Annotated in this window: 16 protein-coding genes; 9 read left to right on the top strand and 7 right to left on the bottom strand. The window is 69.6% G+C overall.

What is annotated here, in order from left to right; all coding sequences use genetic code 11:
* Positions 1-25: 25 nt before the first annotated feature.
* Genes ABZX10_RS00515 through ABZX10_RS00500 form a run of 4 tightly spaced genes read right to left on the bottom strand, consistent with a single transcriptional unit; the run spans position 26 to position 5,245 of the window.
* A complete protein-coding gene (locus ABZX10_RS00515; RefSeq protein ID WP_355533350.1) occupies positions 26-1,741 on the bottom strand; it encodes an ABC transporter ATP-binding protein in 1,716 nt (571 codons plus the stop codon).
* A complete protein-coding gene (locus ABZX10_RS00510) occupies positions 1,741-2,688 on the bottom strand; it encodes an ABC transporter permease (protein ID WP_355533347.1) in 948 nt (315 codons plus the stop codon). The genes ABZX10_RS00515 and ABZX10_RS00510 overlap by 1 nt, the downstream gene beginning before the upstream one ends.
* A complete protein-coding gene (locus ABZX10_RS00505; protein WP_355533344.1) occupies positions 2,681-3,607 on the bottom strand; it encodes an ABC transporter permease in 927 nt (308 codons plus the stop codon). Before ABZX10_RS00505 ends, ABZX10_RS00510 begins: the two co-directional genes overlap by 8 nt.
* A gap of 6 nt (positions 3,608-3,613) precedes the next feature.
* Complete coding sequence (locus ABZX10_RS00500) at positions 3,614-5,245, bottom strand: ABC transporter substrate-binding protein (protein ID WP_355533341.1); 1,632 nt, start codon at positions 5,243-5,245, stop codon at positions 3,614-3,616.
* A gap of 210 nt (positions 5,246-5,455) precedes the next feature.
* On the opposite strand from ABZX10_RS00500, the gene acs reads away from it, so the two are divergent.
* From acs to ABZX10_RS00480, 4 genes are read left to right on the top strand one after another with little or no spacing between them, the layout of a single operon-like run.
* Positions 5,456-7,402, top strand: coding sequence for an acetate--CoA ligase (gene acs, locus ABZX10_RS00495; RefSeq protein ID WP_355533338.1), 1,947 nt, complete (start codon positions 5,456-5,458; stop codon positions 7,400-7,402).
* 46 nt (positions 7,403-7,448) lie between these two features.
* Entirely contained in the window at positions 7,449-8,312 is an 864-nt protein-coding gene (locus ABZX10_RS00490; RefSeq protein ID WP_355533335.1) for an ABC-2 family transporter protein, read from the top strand.
* A complete protein-coding gene (locus ABZX10_RS00485) occupies positions 8,305-9,135 on the top strand; it encodes an ABC-2 family transporter protein (protein ID WP_355533332.1) in 831 nt (276 codons plus the stop codon). The genes ABZX10_RS00490 and ABZX10_RS00485 overlap by 8 nt, the downstream gene beginning before the upstream one ends.
* A complete protein-coding gene (locus ABZX10_RS00480) occupies positions 9,132-10,097 on the top strand; it encodes an ATP-binding cassette domain-containing protein (RefSeq protein WP_355533329.1) in 966 nt (321 codons plus the stop codon). The genes ABZX10_RS00485 and ABZX10_RS00480 overlap by 4 nt, the downstream gene beginning before the upstream one ends.
* Before the next feature lie 18 nt (positions 10,098-10,115).
* On the opposite strand, the gene ABZX10_RS00475 is transcribed toward ABZX10_RS00480, so the two are convergent.
* Positions 10,116-10,994, bottom strand: a complete 879-nt coding sequence (locus ABZX10_RS00475; protein ID WP_355533326.1) for a LysR family transcriptional regulator — start codon at positions 10,992-10,994, stop codon at positions 10,116-10,118.
* A 209-nt stretch (positions 10,995-11,203) separates the two neighbouring features.
* Here ABZX10_RS00475 and ABZX10_RS00470 point away from each other — a divergent pair, with 209 nt between their 5' ends.
* Genes ABZX10_RS00470 through ABZX10_RS00455 form a run of 4 tightly spaced genes read left to right on the top strand, consistent with a single transcriptional unit; the run spans position 11,204 to position 16,744 of the window.
* The gene (locus tag ABZX10_RS00470; protein WP_355533323.1) at positions 11,204-12,961 is read left to right on the top strand and encodes an acetolactate synthase catalytic subunit; all 1,758 of its coding nucleotides are present in this window, start codon (positions 11,204-11,206) and stop codon (positions 12,959-12,961) included.
* Complete coding sequence (hemA, locus tag ABZX10_RS00465; RefSeq protein ID WP_355533320.1) at positions 12,958-14,241, top strand: 5-aminolevulinate synthase; 1,284 nt, start codon at positions 12,958-12,960, stop codon at positions 14,239-14,241. Before ABZX10_RS00470 ends, hemA begins: the two co-directional genes overlap by 4 nt.
* Complete coding sequence (locus ABZX10_RS00460) at positions 14,238-15,479, top strand: MFS transporter (RefSeq protein ID WP_355533317.1); 1,242 nt, start codon at positions 14,238-14,240, stop codon at positions 15,477-15,479. Before hemA ends, ABZX10_RS00460 begins: the two co-directional genes overlap by 4 nt.
* Positions 15,476-16,744 (top strand): aminotransferase class III-fold pyridoxal phosphate-dependent enzyme, encoded by a 1,269-nt coding sequence (locus ABZX10_RS00455; protein ID WP_355533314.1) that lies wholly within the window; start codon positions 15,476-15,478, stop codon positions 16,742-16,744. Before ABZX10_RS00460 ends, ABZX10_RS00455 begins: the two co-directional genes overlap by 4 nt.
* Positions 16,745-16,789: 45 nt before the next feature.
* Here ABZX10_RS00455 and ABZX10_RS00450 read toward each other — a convergent pair whose 3' ends face one another.
* Positions 16,790-17,305 (bottom strand): nuclear transport factor 2 family protein, encoded by a 516-nt coding sequence (locus ABZX10_RS00450; RefSeq protein WP_355533311.1) that lies wholly within the window; start codon positions 17,303-17,305, stop codon positions 16,790-16,792.
* Positions 17,306-17,349: 44 nt separating this feature from the next.
* On the opposite strand from ABZX10_RS00450, the gene mug reads away from it, so the two are divergent.
* A complete protein-coding gene (gene mug / locus ABZX10_RS00445; protein WP_355533308.1) occupies positions 17,350-17,955 on the top strand; it encodes a G/U mismatch-specific DNA glycosylase in 606 nt (201 codons plus the stop codon).
* Here mug and ABZX10_RS00440 read toward each other — a convergent pair.
* Positions 17,906-18,808: a 2-dehydropantoate 2-reductase gene (locus ABZX10_RS00440; RefSeq protein ID WP_355533305.1), complete on the bottom strand. Its 903-nt coding sequence runs from the start codon at positions 18,806-18,808 to the stop codon at positions 17,906-17,908. The genes mug and ABZX10_RS00440 overlap by 50 nt on opposite strands.

The following is an 18,808-nucleotide window of genomic DNA, read 5'->3' as shown; positions in this document are numbered from 1 at the left end:
GCCGCCGCGGCCGCCTGCCCTCGGATCAGCCGGCGAGCTCGATCGACCCGCCGGGAATGGCGTCGATCAGCTTGCGTGTGTAGTCCGAGGTCGGGTTGTCGTACACCCGGTCCGTCGGCCCCTGCTCCATCACCTTGCCGCCGGCCATCACCAACGTCTGGTGCGCGATCTGCTTGACCACCGCCAGATCGTGGGTGATGAACAGATAGGTCAGGCCGAGCTCCTGCTGCAGCCCTTCGAGCAGGGTCAGGATCTGGGCCTGCACCAGCACGTCGAGCGCCGAGACGGCCTCGTCGAGCACGATGACCTCGGGGTTGAGGGCCAGCGCCCGCGCGATCGCGACGCGCTGCCGCTGACCGCCCGACAACTCGTTGGGGTACCGGTGCATGGTGTCGTTCGGGAGCGCCACCATCTCGAGCAGCTCCTTCGCCCGGTCCACCCGCGAGCTCTTGTCGCCGACACCGTGCACCACCAGCGGCTCCGTGATGGCGCGGTAGATCGAGTACATCGGATCCAAAGAGCCGTACGGGTTCTGGAACACGGGCTGCACCCGACGCCGGAACCTCTTGGCCTCCGCCCCCTGTAAGGCGCGCACGTCCACCCCGTCGAATTCGACGGTGCCGCCGGTCGGCTCGAGCAGGCCCAGCACCATCCGCGCCACCGTCGACTTGCCCGAACCGGATTCGCCCACCACCGCCGTCGTGGTGCCGCGCAACATCGTGAAGCTCACGTCGTCCACGGCGCGGAAGTCGCTGCTCTGGAAGGGCAACGATCCACGGATCGGGAAGTCCTTCACCAGATTCGACGCGACGACGACCTCTTCGATCCCCGTCGTCGTCGCATCCTCGGCCTCGCCCGTCAGCGTCTCGGCGTACACCTTCTCGTCCCGCACCACGGCCGCCGGCTCCCGGACCTCGGTGACAGACGGTGCCTCGGTCCTGCGGGCCGAGAGCGACGGTGCCGCAGCGACGAGCCGTCTGGTGTACTCGTGCTGCGGATCCTGCAGGATCTCCAGCGCCGGACCGGATTCCACGACCCGCCCCTTGTACATCACCACGAGATGGCTGGCACGCTCGGCGGCGAGGCCCAGGTCGTGGGTGATGAGCAGCACCGCGGTCCCGAGCTCCTGCGTGAGCGATTCGAGGTGGTCGAGGATCTGGCGCTGCACCGTCACGTCCAGGGCGGACGTCGGCTCGTCGGCGATGAGCAGTTTCGGCCGGCAAGCCAGGCCGATCGCGATGAGCGCGCGCTGCTTCATGCCGCCCGAGAACTCATGGGGGTACTGGTTGACGCGCTTGTCGGGATCCTTCATCCCGGCCTCGGCCAGCAGCTCGATCGCCCGCTTCTTGGCGTCACCCTGCTCGGCGTTGTTCGCCTTGAGTGTCTCCCGCACCTGGAACCCGACCCGCCACAGCGGATTGAGGTTCGTATTCGGATCCTGCGGCACCAGGCCGATGCCGCTGCCGCGGATCTTCTGGAAGTCCTTCTCGGAGGCGTGCGAGAGGTCCTGGCCGTCGAACACGATCCGGCCACCGGCCACCGTGCCGGTGCCCTGCAGCAGGCCCATCACGGCCGCGGCCGTCGTGGACTTGCCCGAACCGGACTCACCGACGATGGCCACCGTCTGGCCCGGGTAGACCGTCAGGTTGGCGCCCCGGACGGCCTGCACCTGGCGGTCCTGCACCCGGAATTCGACGACCAGGTCACGGATCTCGAGGAGTGGTTTCGGTTGATCGACCATCAGCGGGTCCTCGCCTTCGGATCGAGCGCGTCGCGCAGGACGTCACCGAGCATCATGAACACGAGCACGGTGATCGCCAGCGCGGCGGCGGGGTAGAAGAGGATGGGCGTGCCCTCGCGGAGCAGGTCCTTACCTGCGGCGATGTCCATCCCCCACGACACGGTGGTCTTCGGCAGGCCGATGCCGAGGTAGGAGAGCGTGGCCTCGGTGACGATGTAGATGCCCAGCGAGATGGTCGCGATCACGATCACAGGACCCAGGCAGTTCGGGATCACGTGCGTGAAGAGAGTGCGGACCTTGGAGGCCCCCAGCGACTTCGATGCGGTGATGAACTCCTCGTTCCGGATCGAGATGGCGGCCGACCGCGCGATGCGGGCGATCTGCGGCCAGCTGAAGATCGCGAGGACCAGCACGACGGTGAAAATGGTGCGGCCCTTGATCATCTGCATGACGACCACGGCGGCGAGCATGAGCGGGATGCCGAAGAAGATGTCGGCGACGCGGGCGATCACGGAATCGAGCCACCCGCCGTAGAACCCGGCGATCGTTCCCAGCAGACCGCCGATGATCACCACTGCGATCGTGGTCAGCACACCGACCAGAACCGATGCGCGAGCGCCGTAGACGGTGCGGGTGTAGATGTCGTATCCGAGCTGGTCCGTCCCGAACCAGTGCTCGCCGCTCGGTGGCAACAGCGAGCGATCAAGAGTCGCGTACTGCGGGTCCTGGTGTGCGAACACCCACGGGAAGAGGACGAAGAGCACGATCAGCGTCAACATCACCACGCACACCCAGAACAGCGGCTTGCGGCGCAGTTCCTTCCACGCGGTCTTCCAGAAGCCCGCGGGCTCGACGTCCTTGGCGACCGCGTCGACGGCGCCGACGATCACGTCGTCCGGCGCGGCGACGAACCGCTCCTGTCCGGGATAGGTCTTGTTGTCAGGCATAGCGGATCCTCGGGTCGAGGGCGGCGTAGAGCAGGTCGACCACCACGTTGGAGATCAGATAGATCAGGATGAGTACGGTGACGAACGAGACGACCGTGGGCGCCTCGCCGCGGATCACCGCCTGGTAGATGGTGCCGCCCACGCCGGGCACGTTGAAGATGCCCTCCGTGACGAGCGCGCCGCCCATCAGCGCACCGAGGTCGGCGCCGAGGAAGGTCACCACGGGGATCAGTGAGTTCCGCAGCACGTGCACGATCACCACGCGCCAGCGCGGCAGGCCCTTGGCCGTCGCCGTCCGCACGTAGTCCGCGGTGAGGTTCTCGGCCACCTGTGAGCGGGTGAGCCGCACGACGTACGCGAAGGACACCAGGCCGAGCACGATGCCGGGAAGCAGCAGGTGGTAGAAGTCCAGGTTGCCGCCGACGGTGACCGGGAACCACTGCAGCTGCACGCCGAAGACGTACTGCGCGATGAAGCCCAGCACGAAGATCGGCACCGCGATCACGACGAGGGACACCGCGAGGATCGTGGTGTCGAACCACTTCCCCTTCTTCAGCCCGGCGAGCACGCCGAAGAAGACGCCGAGGACCGCCTCGACCGCGAGCGCGATGAGCGCCAGGTTCACCGTGACGGGGAACGCGCGCTTCATCACGTCCCACACCGGTTGCCCGGAGAACGAGGTGCCGAAGTCGAGCGAGAACACACCCTTGATGTAGTACCAGTACTGCACGAAGAAGTTCTGGTCCAGGTGGTACTGCGCCCGCAGGCCCGCAGCCACGTCCGGCGGGAGCTTCCGGTCGCCACCGAGCGCCGCGATGGGATCGTCCGGGACCAGGAAGACGAGCGCGTAGATGAGCAGGGTGGCGCCGAAGAAGACGATCACCACCTGCCCGAGCCGACTCAGGAGATATCTCAGCATCGTCGGTTATCCCTTCGTCGTATTCGCGTAGTCGGCCTCACCGTTCCAGGTCAACGCGGACTGCACGCCCTCGCCTCGAGCACCCACTGCGAAGTAGTCCCACAGCGGGATGATCGGCAGGTCGCGCAGCAGGATCTCCTGCGCCTCGTTCGCGAGTCGGTTCGACGTCGCCTGGTCCACAGCCTGCTCCGCAGCGTGGACCTTGGCATCGAACTCGGGATTGGCGTACACGGCGTCGTTGGAGCTGCCCGTGCTCAGGTACTGCGGACCGAGGAAGTTCAGCAGCGACGGATAGTCCGCCTGCCAGCCCGTGCGCGCCCCCGAGGTCAGGGACTTCGCGGTCACCTCGGTGCGGATCTGCTTGAAGGTGGCGTACGGCTTGGGCACCGCATCGATGCCGAGGGTGTTCTTGATCTGGTTGCACACCGCCTCGACCCACGTCTGGTGGCCGCCATCGGTGTTGTAGGCGAATTGGAAGGAGCCGGTCCACGGACGGATCGCATTCGCCTGCGCCCAGAGCTGCCTGGCCTTCTCGGGGTTGTACTTCACGTTGTCGTTTCCGGGAATGTCCGGGTTCCAGCCCGGAATCGAGCGGGCGGTGAACTCCAGGGCCGGCTTGCGCGAACCGAAGAAGACCTTGTCGATGATCAGCGATCGGTCGATCGACATGGAGATGGCCTGACGACGCAGCCGCCCCTCCTCGTCGTACCTGAAGTGGTCCAGGTACTCGGGGATGGAGAAGGCCTGCGTCTGTGCGGTCGACCGCTCCATGGCCCGGTCTCCGAGCACCTTCTTGTACGAACGCTGAGCGCTCGGCGGGAGGATCTCCATGACGTCGAGGTTTCCCGACCCGAGGTCCGTGTAGGCGGCGTCCTGCGTGGCGTAGAAGATGAACGACAACCCGCCGTTCTTCGGCTTCTCCCCCTTGTAATCGTCGTTCCGGACGAGGTCCGCCTGGACGTTGTGCCGCCACTGGGTCATCTTGTACTGGCCGTTGCCGATCGGGTTCTGGCCGAACTTGTCCTTGCCCTCGGTGAAGAAGACGTCGGGCAGCGGCATGAACGGGTAGTGGCCCAGGCCCAGCTTGAAGTCGATGTTCGGCTCCGTGAGGTCGATCGTGAAGGTGTAGTCGTCCACCACCTTGAGGCCGCGCATGTCCTCGACCGCCGACCCCTTCTTCGCCACGTCCGCGAATCCGTCGATCGGGGCGAAGAAGTCCTGCTGCAGCTGGAGGTTCTTCACGTTGGCGCCGAAGTTCCACGCCCGGACGTAGTTGGACGCCTTGACCGGCGTCCCGTCGGTGAACTTCCAGTCGCGCTTGAGTTTCACGGTGAAGTGCTTGTTGTCCGTGGTGTCGACCGCTTCGGCGTTGGCGAGCTCCAGCGTTCCGTCCGCCTTGTACTCGTACAGCCCGGTGAACAGCGCGCGGAGTAAGCGGCCGCCCATCTGCTCGTTCGTGTTCGTCGGCACCAGGCCGTTCTGCGGCTCACCCGCGAACGCCCGGATGATCGCGTTCGGCCCCGTCGTGTTGACGGACCGCGCGCCCTCCATGCTGCACCCCGACACCGCCAGGGTCGCGGCGACCGCCGTCGCGAGGATCGCCCGCGCCGCAGACCATCGCCTACTTCGTGTTCTCACTGTTGCCTCCGCCTGAGTTGGCCATCTGGTGTTCAGCACTTTAGGACCGGTCGGGCTCGCTGTCCCGGTAACCGCCAGCACTGCTAACGGATCTGCGGGCCCGACGCCACTCACCCTCGAGCAGGTGCAACCGTCTGCAACCCCGCGTCCGGCACCGTCGATTTTCGACTTTCCTCTGCCTCCCTTGCGCACGCTCCTTACGATTGACCCATGACTGATTCCGCTGCCGCCGCATACCCGCCGCCCGCTGAATTCGCAGCTCAGGCCAATACGCAGGGCCGCGACCTGTACGACCGTGCCGAAGCCGATCGTCTGGACTTCTGGGCGGAGCAGGCGAACCGGCTGCATTGGGACACCCCGTTCGACGAGGTCCTGGACTGGAGCGGCGCCCCGTTCGCCAAGTGGTTCGTGGGCGGCAAGCTCAACGTCGCCTACAACTGCGTGGACCGTCACGTCGATGCGGGCAACGGCGACCGCGTCGCCATCCACTGGATCGGCGAGCCCGGCGACAGCCGGGACATCACGTACTCCGACCTCAAGGACGAGGTCAGCCGCGCGGCCAACTACCTCGCCTCCCTGGGGCTGAACGCCGGCGACCGGGTCGCGATCTACATGCCGATGGTCCCCGAGGCCATCGTCGCGATGCTCGCCTGCGCGCGCCTGGGCCTCACGCACTCCGTGGTCTTCGGCGGCTTCTCCGCCGGCGCCCTGCGCTCCCGCATCGACGACGCGCAGGCCCGCGTCGTGATCACCACCGACGGCCAGTTCCGCCGCGGCAAGCCGACCCCCCTCAAGGCCAACGTCGACGAGGCGCTGGACATGGATGTCGACGGGCAGAAGGCGCAGTCCGTCGAGAAGGTCCTCGTCGTGCAGCGCTGCAAGAACGACATCGACTGGCACGACCGCGACGTGTGGTGGCACGAGAGCGTGGGGGCGGCATCGTCGGACCACACGCCCGAGGCCTTCGACGCGGAGCACCCCCTGTACCTGCTGTACACCTCCGGCACCACGGGCAAGCCGAAGGGCATCGTGCACAGCTCCGGCGGCTACCTGACGCAGGCGGCGTACACGCACTACTACCTCTTCGACCTCAAGCCCGAGAAGGACGTGTTCTGGTGCACCGCCGACATCGGCTGGGTGACCGGGCACACCTACATCGTCTACGGCCCGCTCGCCAACGGCGCCACGCAGATCATCTACGAGGGCACCCCGAACTCGCCGAACGAGCACCGGCACTTCGAGATCATCGAGAAGTACGGCGTCTCGATCTACTACATCGCGCCCACGCTGGTCCGCACGTTCATGAAGTGGGGCCGCGAGATCCCCGACGCGCACGACCTGAGCTCGATCCGCCTGCTGGGCAGCGTCGGCGAGCCCATCAACCCCGAGGCGTGGCGGTGGTACCGCGACGTGATCGGCGCCGGCAAGGCCCCGATCGTCGACACCTGGTGGCAGACGGAGACGGGCGCCGCGATGGTCGCGCCGCTCCCCGGCACCACGACGCTCAAGCCCGGCTCGGCGATGGAGCCCGTGCCCGGCATCAGCGCCAACATCGTCGATGACGACGGCAACAGCCTGCCCCGCGGCGAGTCCGGCCTGCTCGTGCTCGACAAGCCCTGGCCGGCGATGCTGCGCGGCATCTGGGGTGATCCGGAGCGCTTCGTGGACACCTACTGGTCGCGCTACGCCGATCAGGGCTGGTACTTCGCGGGCGACGGTGCGCGGTACGACGAGGACGGAGCCCTCTGGGTGCTGGGCCGCGTCGACGACGTCATGAACATCTCGGGCCACCGCATCTCGACCGCCGAGGTCGAGTCGGCGCTCGTCGGCCATCCCGCGGTCGCGGAGGCCGCGGTGGTGGGCGCCTCCGATGCGACGACGGGCCAGGCCATCGCCGCGTTCGTCATCCTGCGTCAGGGCGTCGACGACTCCGATCCCGCACGCCTCGTCGACGAGATGAAAGCACAGGTGTCCAAGGACATCTCGCCGATCGCCAAGCCGCGCGAGATCAACATCGTGCCCGAGCTGCCGAAGACCCGCTCCGGCAAGATCATGCGCCGCCTGCTCCGCGACGTGGCCGAGGGCCGCGAGCTGGGCGACACGTCCACGCTCGTCGATCCGTCGGTGTTCGAGAACATCCGTACGCAGAAGGGATAGCCGAGGGCTGGCCCGGGACGCCGGAGGGCGGTAACGTCAGGCCACTGTGACGTCGCAACACGCGACCGCGGTGTCCGGGCCTGCCGCCCTTCTCCGTTCCGCCCGGTCCATCGTCCTCCCGTACGCCCGCCTGACGGTGGCGGGCTTCCGCCAGCAGTCCACCTACCTGGGCGCGGCGGCCGCCGGTGTGTTCACCAACGCCGTGTTCGGGTTCATCAAGATGGCCATCCTGCTGGCGACGCTCTCCGGCGCCGGCGGGACGGCGGGCGGGTACACCCCGCAGCTCATGGTCAGCTACATCTTCCTGTCGCAGGGCATGCTGACTGCGATCGGCGCGTTCGGCGGCGACGGTTCCCTGGCGGAGCGGATCCGGAACGGCGACATCGCCGTCGACTTCCTCCGTCCGGTGAACGTCCAGGCCGCCACGCTGGCGACGGCGGTCGGCGGCGCGGTCTACTCGCTCATCCCGCGGGCGCTGCCACTCGTGGTGATCGGTGCAGCGACGTCCATGATGGCCTGGGCGGCCGAGCCGGCGGCGTATCCCCTCGGCGCGCTCAGCGTCCTGCTGTCGATCGTGCTCGCGCAGGCGCTGCTGTACTGCGTGCAGATCCTCGGCTTCTGGGTCGTGGACACCCGCGGCATCCAGACGTTCTACGTCGTTGCCGGAACCTTTCTCATGGGGATGTTCGTGCCCGTCGGCCTGTTCCCCGAATGGCTCGCCCGGATCGCCGAGTGCACGCCCTTCGCGTCGATCCTCATGCCGCCGTGCGACATCCTGTCGGGCCGGATCGACGCCACCGCGGGGCTGACCGCAGTCGCGGTCCAGGCGGGGTGGACGGTAGCCGTTCTCGCGCTGGGACACGGCCTCACGCTCGCGGGCCGACGGCGCCTGGAGGTGCAGGGTGGCTGACCGTCCGATCACGACGCGCCGCCCCGGCACCCTCTCCCCCTACCGCGCCGTGCTGATCTCGCGGATCCAGGCTCAGGTCGCGTACCGGGCCTCACTGGCGATGGACCTGTTCTCGGCGCTGATCCTCGGACTGGTCGAACTGGCCGAGGTCTGGCTGCTCTTCCATAACGCCAGCGTGATCGGCGGACTCACCTTCTCGGCCGTGCTCCTCGTGTTCGCGTTGGCCGATCTCTCGTTCTGCGCGGCGGACATCCTCTTCGGCCACCTCGACAAGCTGCCGCGCTACGTGCGCGCCGGCACCATCGACGTGTTCTACCTGCGGCCCCAGCCGATCCTGCTGCAGCTCATGACGAGCGACATCCGGATCCACCGGCTCACCCGACCCGCCGTCAGCCTGTTCGCCCTCGGCTACGCCCTCACCCACAACGGGATCGCATGGGGGCCGGGCACCGTGGGGATGCTGGCGCTGACGCTGGTGTGCGGTCCCACGATCTACGCGTCGGTGTTCGTCATCGCGGCGGGATGCCAGTTCGTCCTGGTCAACGCCGCCGAATTCACGAGCTCGTTCGTGTACGGCGGCCGGTACGCGGCCACCCAGCCCGCGTCCGTGTGGCCGGGGGCGATCAAGGCCACCTTCGGCTTCGTCCTGCCGCTGGCGTTCACGGGATACCTTCCCGCGCTGTACGTCCTGGGCCTCCCCGGACACGGGATCTTCCAGTCCGGCCTCGCCTGGCTGCTGCCGGTGGTCACCGCGTGGGCACTGATCCTGGCGGGCGCGACATGGCGGTTCGGACTGCGGCACTACCGAGGAGCGGGCGGATGAGCGCGGAATACATCATCGAGACGCGGGGCCTCACCCGTACTTTCGTCAAGCGCGGATGGAACGGCCGCGCCAAGGCGATCACCACGGCGGTCGACGACCTGGACCTGCGGATCGCTCCCGGCGAGTCCGTCGGCTACATCGGCGCGAACGGCGCCGGCAAGTCGACGACCATCAAGATGCTCATGGGTATCCTCGTCCCCACCTCCGGGACGGCCCGCACCGTCGGGCTCGATCCCCTGACCAGGCGGCGCGACGTGGCCCGGCGCGTGGGCGTGGTCTTCGGGCAGCGCTCGCAACTGTGGTGGGACCTGCCCACCGGCCGGTCACTGGAGATCCTCGCCGCGGTGCACCGTCTGCCCGACGCGGTCGCGAAGGAGCGGGCGGGCCGACTGGTCGAGCAACTGGAGCTCGGCGAGTACCTCGACCGTCCCGTGCGGCAACTCAGCCTGGGCGAGCGGATGCGCGCGGAAGTAGCTGCGGCGCTCCTGCATTCGCCGGATCTTCTCATCCTCGACGAGCCGACCATCGGCCTCGACGTGCTCAGCAAGCAGCGACTGCGGGAGTTCCTCATCGCCGAGCGCCGAGACCGCGGCCTCACCCTCCTGCTCACCACGCACGACATGGGCGACGTGGAACGCCTCTGCGAGCGGATCCTCGTCGTCGATCGCGGGCGCACCGCGTTCGACGGCACGCTTCCCGGCCTGATCGACATGGTCGGCGCCGCACGGGTACTCGTGGTCGATCTGGACCGCCCCACCCCGCACCTGCGGGTCGACGGTGCCCGTCACCTCGCGAGCGAGGGCGGGGGACTGCGGCAGCGACTCGAGCTCACCGGCCCGCTCCCGGCGGTCCTCGCGGCGATATCGGAGTCCTCGACGGTGCGCGATCTCACGGTCGAGGAACCCGACGTCGAGGACGTGGTCCGTCGGCTCTACGAGCGGTCCCGGCCGACTCGGCGGTAGGACGGGCCGCTCCGTCGATCAGATGCCGGACCGCCACCACGCGATGAGTCTCCGCACTGCCGGCGACTCGTCACCGCGTCGGACCGCCAGGCTGATCGCAACGGTCGGCGCCCCGGCGAGGGGCACGACGACGACGCCCGAAGGTTTGATGCGCTCCGACCGGCGTCGGTCGAGCACGCTGATGCCCGCCCCGGCGGCGACCTGCTCGAGTACCTGCTCGGCATCCGCTTCCTCTGCCACGATGCGCACGTCGCCGTTCGGCCAGGCGGCGCGAACCACCTCGTCGTAGTACTCCGGTCCGCTCGCCCGCGTCCAGAAGACCACCGGCTCATAACGAATCCGTTCCGGGGTGACGGTCGCCCCGATCGCGAGCGGGTGATCGTCCCGAACGACGACCGCGAGTTCCTCTGCGCCGCACGGAAGGAATTCGAGCTCCGGGTCATCGATCCGGCCCCGGACGAAGGCGAGGTCCACCTCCCCGGTCCGCAGCATCTCGAGGTTCCACGCCGTCCACCCCGTGATGGAGCTGATCCGGACCTCCGGGTGAGCGTCGCGGAACCGGCGGAGGCGGCCGGCGATTCCGGCATCCGCCCCGGAACGGGTGTAGGCGATGCGCACCTCACCGCGGGTCCCGGCAGCGTGATCGCGGACCTGGACGACCAGCTCGTCGGCGACGCGGAGCAGGTCCGGAGCAGAGCGCGCCAGATACTCCCCCGCGGCGGTCAGCGCGAATCCGCGGCCGCCGCGCAGCACGAGTTCGACCCCCAGATCCCGCTCCAGCTTCTTGACCTGCTGGGACAGGGCCGGCTGCGTAATGTGCAGGTCCGCAGCGGCCTCGCCGAAATGACCGCGGCGGACGAGCACCACGAAGTTGCGCAGCCGCCGCAGGTCGTCCACATCGCAAGGCTAGCTCCGCGCAGTGGCAGCGGCCGGGTGAGCGCCACCCGTGTGGTGTGCGCCCCGTCACGTGCCCGGTCCGGTCCGGCCGCCTCACCAGCGGCGATAAGACGGCGAAGCCGCCCGCTCACACATTCTTTTATTGGACCGAACTAGATTTCTACGTCGAAGATCGGAGGCGTCCCCTTCGCCGATCGAATCGAGACCCGATGACTGCACCGGACACCGTCGCCGACGTCCTCGCCGCCCGACTGAAGGCCCACGGCGTCGATCTGTTCTTCGGGCAGAGCCTGCCCTCGCGCCTCGTCCTGGCCGCGGAGGACGCCGGCATCCGGCAGATCGTGTACCGCACCGAGAACGCGGGCGGCGCGATGGCCGACGGGTACGCGCGGCTGCGCCGCACCTGCGGCTTCGTCGTCGCACAGAACGGTCCGGCCGCGACCCTCCTCGTGGCCCCACTGACCGAGGCGCTGCACGCGTCCATCCCGATCGTGGCACTGGTGCAGGAGGTGCCCTCGACCAGCCGCGGCCGCAACGCCTTCCAGGAGATCGATCATCGCGCCCTGTTCTCCGGCTGCAGCACCTGGTTCGGCGTGCTCGACGACGGGGACCGGGCGGAGGAGGCGCTCGACGCCGCGATCCGCTCGGCCACCACCGGCCGGCCCGGCCCGGCAGTATTGATGCTGCCGAAGGACGTGCTCGAGCGCCCCGGCACGGCAGGCCGAGCAGCACCCGTCACCGCTGCCCACAGCCCGCGTGACCGGCCCCGCCCCGACGCGGACGCGATCGCCCGGGCGTGGGATGCGCTGCGCACCGCCGAACGACCTCTGATCGTCGCCGGCGGCGGCGTCGTCTCCGCGGATGCGAGCGCCGCGCTCGTCGCCTTCTCGTCCGAGACCGGCATCGCCGTCGCCACGACCCCCATGGGGAAGGGTGCGATCCCGGACGATGATCCGCTCGCACTCGGCGTGATCGGCAACTACATGGGCCCGCACTCGATGACCCACCGGATCCGCGACTGGATCGGGACCGCCGATGTCGTGCTGTTGGCCGGCTCGCGGACCAACGAGAACGGCACCGACTCCTGGACGCTGCTCCCGCACGACGCGGCGTACCTCCACCTCGACATCGATCCGTTCGAGGTGGGTCGCAACTATCCCGCACACACGCGCCTCATCGGCGACGTCCGAGCCGGCCTCACCGACCTCCTCGCGCACGCCCGCGCGCAGGGTTCCGGCATCGATCCGACGGTGCGCGACGAGGCCGTCCGCACGGTGGCCGCGAACCGCTCCGACTTCATCGGCACGGTCCGGCGATACGCCGCTGACGACGCGGTCCCCCTACGGCCGGAGACGATCGTCACGACCATCGACGCACTCAGCCCGGCGGACGCGGTCTTCGCGGCGGACGCCAGCTACTCGTCGATCTGGATCGGCACGTTCGTCTCGATGCCGGACACGGACCGGCGGACAGTGCTCCCGCGCGGTATCGCCGGACTGGGGTGGGGCCTGCCACTGGCCCTCGGCGCGAAGGCCGCGGACCCCGCCCGCACCGTGGTCTGCCTCACGGGCGACGGCGGCTTCGCACACTGCTGGTCGGAGCTGGAGACCGCTGTCCGCGAGGAACTCCCGGTGATCGTGGTCGTCCTCAACAACGCCGAGCTCGGCTACCAGAAACACGCCGAGATCGTCCAGTTCGGACGCGCGACGAGCGCCGTCGTGCTCGGCGCGGTGGACCACGCCGCGATCGCCCGCGCCTGCGGGGCGCGCGGGAGCACCGTCCGCACGCGCGCCGCTTTCGTCGACGCGTTCACCGCTGCACTCTCGTCCCCCGTCCCCGTCGTGATCGACGTGATCACCGACCCCGATGCCTATCCGCCGATCACCGGTTGGGACACCTCGACCGCTCTCCGCACCGCCCTGTCCGCACCCCGCACTCAGCCTGACGAACCGGAGTACCCATCATGACTTTCGACTTCACCGCCCACTTCCAGAACCGCATCGACGACATCCGCGCCGACGGCCGGTACCGCACGTTCGTGGAGATCGAGCGCATCGCGGGTCGATTCCCGCAGGCGCTGCACCACACCCCGGACGGGATCCGCGAGGTCACCGTGTGGTGCAGCAACGATCACCTCGGCATGGGACAGTTCCCCGCCGTCACGGCGGCGATGCAGAAGTCGATCGAACGGTCCGGCGTCGCGGCCGGCGGCTCGCGGAACATCTCCGGAACGAACCACACCCACGTGCTGCTCGAGCGCGAGGTCGCCGAGCTGCACCGCAAGGAGGCCGGCCTGACCTTCATCACCGGCTACGCGGTGAACGACGCGGTGCTGGGCGTTCTCGGCACGTTCCTTCCGGACCCGGTCTTCTTCTCCGACGAACAGAACCACGCATCCATGATCCTCGGCATGCGCGCCACCAAGGCGGAGCGGAAGATCTTCCGACACAACGACCCCGAACACCTCGATGAGCTGCTGTCGCAGACCGCCCCCGACCGCCCGAAGGTGGTGGCGTTCGAGTCCATCTACTCGATGGACGGCGACATCGCACCGATGGCCGAGATCTGCGCGGTGGCCCGGCGTCACGGCGCGCTCACCTATGTCGACGAGGCCCACTCGGTGGGCATGTACGGCCCCGAGGGCTCCGGCATGGCCGCCGCTCAGGGCTGCGCGGATCAGGTGGACCTCCTCATGGGTACCTTCGCCAAGGGATACGGGACCGCGGGCGGCTACGTCACCGGGCCCACCGCGATCCTCGACGCGATCCGCAGCTTCGCGCCGGCGTTCATCTTCACCCTCGCCATGCCGCCGGCACTGGCCGCGGCCGCGCTCGCGAGCGTGCGACACCTGCGGGAGTCCGAGAACGAGCGCATCCTGCTGCACCACCGCGCGAACCTGATGCAACAGCTGTTCGCGCAGCGCCGGATCCCCCTGGTATCCACGGAGAGCCACATCGTCCCCGTTCTCGTGGGCGACCCGCACAAGTGCAAGCAGCTCGCCGACATCCTGCTGTACGAGCACGCCGAGTACGCACAGCCCATCAACTTCCCCTCGGTCCCCCGCGGCACCGAACGACTCAGGATCAATCCCTCGCCCGTGCACAGCCCAGCCGCCGTCCGACGGTTCGTGGACCTGGTCGACGCGACCTGGACCCGGCTCGATCTCCCCCGCACGCCCAAGGTCGGCGGCTCCGCCGCCGTGGCCGCGCGGAGCAGCGAGGACCGCCGCGAGGCGGTCCTCGGATGAGCGCCACCTCGGCGTCGGTCTCCGCACCGGATACCACCGAGCGCACACCGTGGGGACAGCACGCGCTGCTCTACGTGGTGTTCTTCCTCATGGGCGCGGAGATGTACCTCGTCTCCCCTCTGCTGCCGCAGATCTCCCACGCGTTCGGCGTCACCGCCGCCGCTGCGGCGACGGTGGTGACCGCCTACGTCATCGTCTACGCGGTCACCGGACCGCCCCTGGGGCTGCTGGCGGACCGGTACCCGCGGAAGCGATCCGCCGTCGCCGGATCGCTCGTGTTCCTCCTCGGCAACACCGCCTGCGCGTTCGCACCGTCGTTGACGACCCTCGTGCTGGCGCGGGGACTCACCGGACTCGGCGCGGCCCTCGCCGCCCCCGCGATCTGGGCGTACCTCGCCGAGCGCACCGCGACCCACCAGCGCGGACGGGCGATCTCGCTGGGCGCCAGCGTCTACTCGCTGGGCCAGGTCCTCGGCGTCCCGATGGGCACCCTTCTGGCTGGGTTCGGCGGGTGGCAGGCGCCCTTCCTCGCCGTCAGTGTCCTGATGGCGATCGCGACACTCACTCTTGCCGACCGGCTGGAATCGATGCCGGTGACGAGGCCGCCACGGGGCCTGGGTGCCCTGTTCCGGCCGTGGCGATCCGACGAGATCCGCCTCGGCCTCGTCGCCACCTTCCTGCTCCAGGCCGCGCGGCTGGGCGCCTACAGCTACATCGGGATCCTGTTCGCCACCCGGTTCGGGATGGGGCTCACCGCGCTCGGACTGGTCGGCCTGCTCGTGGGAGCGGGCTCGATGATCGGTTCCCTGTGCGCGGGTGCCGCGTTCGACGCGCTGACCGAACGGGGCGTCGCCGGGACCTGGCTGTCGGTGCTCGGCGCCCTCCTGTTCGTTCCGTGCGCGATCGTCGCGACGACGACGCACCACGTGACGGTGGCGCTGGTCGCGCTCGGACTCTGGTGCGTCTTCGGCGGCGTCTTCTACTCGAGCCAGCAGACCCACCTCGCCTCCGCGGACCCCGCCCAACGCGCCAGCGTCGTGGCCTGGAACAACTCGATGATGAACGCCGGGATCGCGTTCGGCACGACCGTACTGGGAGCGGTCGCGCTCGGCGGCGCCCCCTTCGCCGCCATCACCGCGATCCTCGGGCTGGCGGCGGCCGCGTTCGCCGCGGTCCCGCTGGTCCACCGCCGTGCAAGCACCCCACTACCCGCCCGACCCAGGAGACGTCACCGATGACCGCCACCACCGATCCGTCCGCGCGCCTGACGGCCGTCCTCCCGACCGTCGACCACGCCGACGGTTGCTACCTCTTCGACACGGACGGACGGGACTACCTCGACGCCTCGTCCGGCGTGCTGAACGTCAACATCGGGCACCGCCACCCCGCCGTGCGCGCGGCGATCCACGACCAGCTCGATCGCGTGGCCTTCGTCCACCGCACGCAGTTCGCCAACGGCCCCGCGGCGGAACTCACCGCGCACCTCCTGGAGATCGCTCCGTCCGGCACCGCGGCGGTCGAGTACTCGAACTCCGGGTCCGAAGCCAACGAGTGCGCACTGCGCCTGGCCTTCGCGTACCACGATCGCCGCGGCAACGAGGGCCGCACCGCGATCCTGTCCGAGGAGCCCAGCTACCACGGCATGACCGCCGGGGCACTCTCGATCACGGGCATGCCCTCCAAACGGGATAGGTCCCTCCGCCCGCTGATCGGAGCCACCGACCGGATTCTGGTGCGCCCCCGCCCCGGAAACACCCGCGCCACCCGCGGCGACTGGGCCGAGGCGATCCTGCGCGTCGGGGCGCACCGGATCGCGGCGATCGTCGTCGAGCCGCTCGGCGGAGCCTCGTCCGGCGCCGCCCCGATCTCACGCGACACCCTGCAATGGCTGCGTCGCGAGACCCACGACGAGGACATCGTCCTGATCGGCGACGAGGTGATGTCCGGATTCGGCCGCACCGGCGACTGGTGGGCTGCGGACGACGCCGGGATCGCCGCGGACATCACGACCTCGGGCAAGGGAGTCACGGGCGGCTACACGAGCCTCGCGGTGTCCCTCATCTCGGAGCGCATCGTCGACGGTATCGGCGAGCCCCTCGGACCGATCGCCCTGGGCCACACCATGTCGGCGAACCCGCTGGCCTGCGCCGCGGCCGGCGCCGTACTCGGCGTTCTGACGGACGACGACCTTCCGGGTGCCGCCCGTCGCCGCGGGGCCGACCTGGAGGAGATCCTCGCCCGGATCGTCGCGCGCAACCCGGCGCTGTTCGCCGCGCACACCGGCCGCGGCCTCATGCGCGGACTCCACCTCGTCGCCGACGCACCCGCCGGGACACATCGACGCCTCGTCGGCGCGGCGCTCGCCGCGGGCCTGGTCCTGTGCCCCGCCGGGATCTCCGCGACCACGCAGGCGATCCTCGTCGCGCCACCGCTCACCGTCGGGCCCGACGACCTCACCGTCCTCGCCGAGCGTTTCGAGACCGCCGTGCGCGCCATCGGGTGACGGCGCCCGACCTACGGGCCACCGCTGGGACGTCGCCGAGGACGGCTACCGGCCGAACACCCGGGCCCGGAGGACCTCGACGGGATCGTCACCCGTGCGGCCGGGCGGCGGGCCCGCCTCGGGGATCCCCAACGGCCCGGTCAGGTCCTTCTCCCACCGCGTCCAATCGGTGACGGCCCAGCGCTCGGCGACGGCCCACCGTCCGGCCCGGCGCTCGAACCGGTCCACGTAGCGCAGCCCGAGGGTCAAGTAGGCCTGCAGCTCGGCGCCGGGCGCGGACCAGTGCGTTGCGGTGCAGTAGGTCTCGACCACCGCCACGTCCCCGGACAGCTCGCACAGGTGGTTGCCCACCTGATGGTGCGTGCCGCCCAACGACTCGAGTCGTCCGCGCACCCAGGGCACGTACTCCTCGACGGGGCCGTCGAAGCCGGTGTGGTGGTCGAGCGCGCCGGGGTGGTAGCAGGCGCGGACCGCGTCGAGGTCGAGCCGGTCGATGCCCCGGCAGTAGCGCAGCACCACGTCGTGGATGTCGGTGCGGGCGAGCAGATCGTCGACGGTCATGGGCCCCAGTGGACCACGCGGGCGCGACCCGGTAGGAGTGATCCATGGGCTTCACTCGCGAACAACTCCTCGCCTACGCCGATACGACGGTGCCGGACCTGATCGGCCCCGGCTGCCGACTGCTGTTCGCGGGCATCAACCCCGGCCTCTGGACGGCCGCGACCGGGGCGCACTTCGCCCGGCCCGGCAACCGCTTCTACCCCGCGCTGTACGCCGCGGGGATCGTCGACCACCTCATCGACGCGTCCGACGGGATGACCTTCGCCGACCGGAACGCGCTGGTGGACGCGGGGATCGGCATCACCAATGTGGCGCCGCGGGCCACGGCGAAGGCGAGCGAGCTCTCCGCCGACGAGCTCCGGACCGGCGGCGAGGCACTCGTCGAGCGCGTCCGCGAGGTGGAACCGCGGATCCTCGCCGTTCTCGGGATCACGGCCTACCGCACGGCCTTCCACGAGCCCCAGGCCACGTCCGGCCCGCAGGACCGGACCATCGGCACGACGCGGGTATGGGTCCTCCCGAACCCGAGCGGACTCAACGCGCACGAGACCGTGGACACGCTCGCCGCGGCCTACCGTGCAGCCGCAGAAGCAGCGGGCGTCAGGATCCCGCCCGTTGCAGGGCGTCCGCCCGCACCTGGACCAGGGTGAGGTCGAGCAGGGGCGTGGCCACCCCCAGCTCGCGCCCGCGCGCCGCGAGGTCGCCGAGGATCTGCTCGGCCTCGTGGGGCAGGCCCGCCACGAGATCCCGGTAGAGCGAGGAGGTCATCGTCGAGTCGACGTCGACGAGGGTCGCGACGGTCCGCTCGTGGGACGCCGCGGGAACCGGGTGGCCGGCGGCCGCGGCCACCGCCTCGGTCTCCGCGATGAGCGCCCGCACCTGCGGCTCCCCGCCGGCGCGGATCACCGGACCCGCCGCGCTGCGGAACAGACAGCAGTCGATGCCACTGGCGGCGATGAACGCCCACTTCGCCCACATCGCCCCGACGATGTCGGCCTCGACGGTGAGCCGGATCCCTGGCACGTCGAGGGCCTCGGCGACCGCGGGCGCACCGTCGCCGATGGTGATCGCGGACCAGTCGTTCAGCTGGACCACGGCACCGTCGTCGAGGGTGGCGACGATCATCGCGAGCCCGCCGAGCACCCGGCTCCCGAAGGCCTGCTCGAGCCGGTCCACGTGGGCCATGCCGTTGAGGATGGGCAGGACGACGGTGCCCTCCCCCACCGCGGGCGCGACATCGGCGATCGCGCCCTCCAGCGCGGGCGCCTTGACCGTGACCACCACGAGGTCGAAGACCTCGGGGGCAGCGGCGAGCTCGTCCGCCGTGCGCACGCCGACAGGGAGCGTGCGAGTGCCGGACGCGTCCGTGAACCGGAGTCCGTCGCGCCGCAACAGGGCCGCGCGGGCGGGCCGGACGAGGAAGGTCACGTCCCTTCCGGCCTCGATCAGTCGCGTGCCGAACGCGCCTCCGGTCGCACCCGCACCGACGATCAGGATCCGCAT

This window comes from Tsukamurella sp. NPDC003166, assembly GCF_040611135.1.
In the GTDB taxonomy this organism is placed as follows: domain Bacteria; phylum Actinomycetota; class Actinomycetes; order Mycobacteriales; family Mycobacteriaceae; genus Tsukamurella.
This window is presented reverse-complemented; position numbering and strand designations above follow the sequence as displayed.

Coding starts and splice junctions, on each gene's coding strand:
- ABZX10_RS00515 (WP_355533350.1), bottom strand. CDS start 1,741: ATGGTCGATCAACCGAAACCACTCCTCGAGATCCGTGACCTGGTCGTC.
- ABZX10_RS00510 (WP_355533347.1), bottom strand. CDS start 2,688: ATGCCTGACAACAAGACCTATCCCGGACAGGAGCGGTTCGTCGCCGCG.
- ABZX10_RS00505 (WP_355533344.1), bottom strand. CDS start 3,607: ATGCTGAGATATCTCCTGAGTCGGCTCGGGCAGGTGGTGATCGTCTTC.
- acs (WP_355533338.1), top strand. CDS start 5,456: ATGACTGATTCCGCTGCCGCCGCATACCCGCCGCCCGCTGAATTCGCA.
- ABZX10_RS00480 (WP_355533329.1), top strand. CDS start 9,132: ATGAGCGCGGAATACATCATCGAGACGCGGGGCCTCACCCGTACTTTC.
- ABZX10_RS00470 (WP_355533323.1), top strand. CDS start 11,204: ATGACTGCACCGGACACCGTCGCCGACGTCCTCGCCGCCCGACTGAAG.
- hemA (WP_355533320.1), top strand. CDS start 12,958: ATGACTTTCGACTTCACCGCCCACTTCCAGAACCGCATCGACGACATC.
- ABZX10_RS00460 (WP_355533317.1), top strand. CDS start 14,238: ATGAGCGCCACCTCGGCGTCGGTCTCCGCACCGGATACCACCGAGCGC.
- ABZX10_RS00455 (WP_355533314.1), top strand. CDS start 15,476: ATGACCGCCACCACCGATCCGTCCGCGCGCCTGACGGCCGTCCTCCCG.
- ABZX10_RS00450 (WP_355533311.1), bottom strand. CDS start 17,305: ATGACCGTCGACGATCTGCTCGCCCGCACCGACATCCACGACGTGGTG.
- mug (WP_355533308.1), top strand. CDS start 17,350: ATGGGCTTCACTCGCGAACAACTCCTCGCCTACGCCGATACGACGGTG.
- ABZX10_RS00440 (WP_355533305.1), bottom strand. CDS start 18,808: ATGCGGATCCTGATCGTCGGTGCGGGTGCGACCGGAGGCGCGTTCGGC.